Annotated in this window: 2 protein-coding genes; one reads left to right on the forward strand and one right to left on the reverse strand. The window is 52.2% G+C overall.

The genetic code is table 11. The features are described 5' to 3' along the window. A partial coding sequence (locus ACP7EY_RS23800; RefSeq protein ID WP_426197730.1) for a transposase occupies positions 1 to 145 on the reverse strand: 145 nt, incomplete at its 3' end. Between the two features lie 397 nt (positions 146 to 542). On the opposite strand from ACP7EY_RS23800, the gene ACP7EY_RS23805 reads away from it, so the two are divergent. Next, positions 543 to 2282, forward strand: coding sequence for a putative bifunctional diguanylate cyclase/phosphodiesterase (locus ACP7EY_RS23805; RefSeq protein ID WP_426197729.1), 1740 nt, complete (start codon positions 543 to 545; stop codon positions 2280 to 2282). Positions 2283 to 2486 lie beyond the last annotated feature (204 nt).

Raw genomic sequence — 2486 nt, forward strand, 5'->3', positions numbered from 1 at the left:
CCTTCTTCCACTGACTCACCATTACCGGGTGCACGCCATGCTGCTGCGCGATCTCATTCACTGTCTTCAATCCGCGCACGGCTTCAAGACCGACCTTCCCCTTGAACTCCGCGCTATGCGCTTTCCGTTTCTTCGCTTCCGCCATTTGCTGCAATCCTCCAGTGAGGACCATAGCTTAAACTGCTGTCTCAAATCGTGGGTCCACTATAATCGCTCAACACGCGACCACGTGAAACGCTCGGCTGGAAGTCGCCGCTGGTGGTTTATACCGAACACATGGCTCGGCTACAATTGCAGGCCGATTCGATTCATCAACCCGGTGTTGCGCTTGATACCTGAGACCGCCAAGTTTGCCCTGCGTCATAGGGCAAGCGACGGCCTTCGCAACAAAACGCGGGGCGAATAATTTTTACATTAGAATGTGGATTAAATGCCCTGTCGGGGTGCGTAATAACGAGGCGCTTTGAATACCCAAAGAGGTAATTTCCGGAGACTAATAGTGTAATTAGCCAAAGTTTCAAAAATGTTGTTGGGTAGTGGACTTGAAAAACTGGCATGGCCGACCACTGAACAATAACCCTTGGGAAATTGAAATGGAGCATGCAGACGTCTTCACAGCAGTTTTAAACAGCGTGACCGATTACGCGATCGTATTACTCGATCCGGGTGGACTGGTAGTGCGTTGGAACTGTGGCGCTGAGCTCTTGCTTGGATTAACTAAATTGGCCGGAGGTATTCATGGATCGAGCATGGAAACCCTTGCCTCCAAACAGATGCAAGTTGCGGAGAAAGAGCTGAGCGAGGCCCTTTTAGCCGAAAAAATCAGTTTCAGTCGTTGCCACCTCCGCATGGATGCAACAGAATTTTGGGCCGAGGGTACGCTTAGCGCAATGTATGACACCGCGGGCTCCCACATTGGTTTTCTAAAAATCTTTACTGACGCCACAGCAAAGCGTGAGTTCCAGAAGGATCTGATTCACGACGCAACGCATGATCGCCTAACAGGGTTAGCAAACCGCACCGCCTTTGCCGATCACATTGCGGGACGGATTACGTCGGCGCATCGCCACGGAGGTCTGGTCGTCCTGCACCTGATTGACCTCGACTACTTTAAGCAAGTCAATGACACCCTCGGACATGTTGCCGGCGATTTACTATTGACGCAAGTGGGCGGGCGCTTAAAGCTCTGCACGCGCGAGTCGGACTGCGTGGCGCGCATGGGCGGTGACGAGTTTGCAGTGCTGCAAAGTGGAGCAAAATCCTCGGTGGCGGCAGGCGATCTGGCAAATAAAATTGTCGAAGCCATTAACAGACCTTTCGAGCTATACGGGAACCAGATTCGGATTGCTGCAAGTATCGGCATCGCGGTCATGCCGAACGATGCGTCAACATCAGACGAGCTGTACCGACGTGCCGATGCGGCGCTCTATCGTACCAAGCACGACGGAAGAAATGGATTTTCTTTATTTACTTCGCAACTAGACAAAGAAGCGCATGACAGAACCGCAGACATTGCAGCGGTCCGGACTGCATGCGCGACAAAACAATTTCACCTGGTGTACCAACCGAAAATTTGTGCCTCAAGCGGCCAAGTGGTTGCAGTGGAGGCATTGCTGAGGTGCGATCATCTGCGATTGACAGAGCGACCCATTGAAGACGTACTGGGATTGGTGCGGGACTGCGGACTGCTACCCGACATGAGCGAGTGGATTGTGCGCAACGCATGCGTTGATGCAAGCGCATGGTCCATGGAGGGAGGAGCGACCATCAAGGTGTGCGTCAATTTAAGCGCGCGCGAGCTGTCTGAACTGCGCATTCTGACCTCGATCGACGAAGCACTCCGGATTTCTGGCTTAGCCGCTGAAAATCTTGTTATCGAGCTGACAGAACAAGTTCTGTTTGACAGCGACCAAACGGGCGTCGCCATCCTTGCAGCGTTAAGTGAGCGCGGGATATCGATCGCACTAGACGATTTCGGCACTGGCTTTTCGTCCTTAAATTATCTGACGACGCTGCCGATTAGCTTTGTCAAACTTGATAAATCGCTCATTAAAACATTGTGCTACAGCGACGCGTCGCGCGACGTCGTCAAGGCCATCATTGATCTAGTGCACAGGCTCGGTATGCAAGTGGTCGCAGAAGGGGTCGAATCCGTCGCGCAACGGGCGTTACTGACTCACGATCAATGTGACGAGCTGCAAGGCTTCTTATTTGGCCAGCCGCTTGACGCACGGAGATTTTCCGAATGGTTGGAAAATTACGCGGGAGTATCTCATCCATAGGCCCATGACACCGCCTAACTGTCAAGACCAGCTTGGTTATAGACGTTTTAGGAACAATTCCGGCTTTTTCTGCTGCCATTCCTTGGGCGTTGTTGAATTAATCGACGCCAGGCAAAAACGTCCCCAGTTTCGGTCCGTTTTTAGATTTTTACCGACACCGGCATACCGAAGCTAGTCATCGTGTTCAGTGCGGACGCACTGATC

The organism is Massilia sp. DWR3-1-1 (assembly GCF_049898325.1).
GTDB lineage: Bacteria > Pseudomonadota > Gammaproteobacteria > Burkholderiales > Burkholderiaceae_D > JAFCUW01.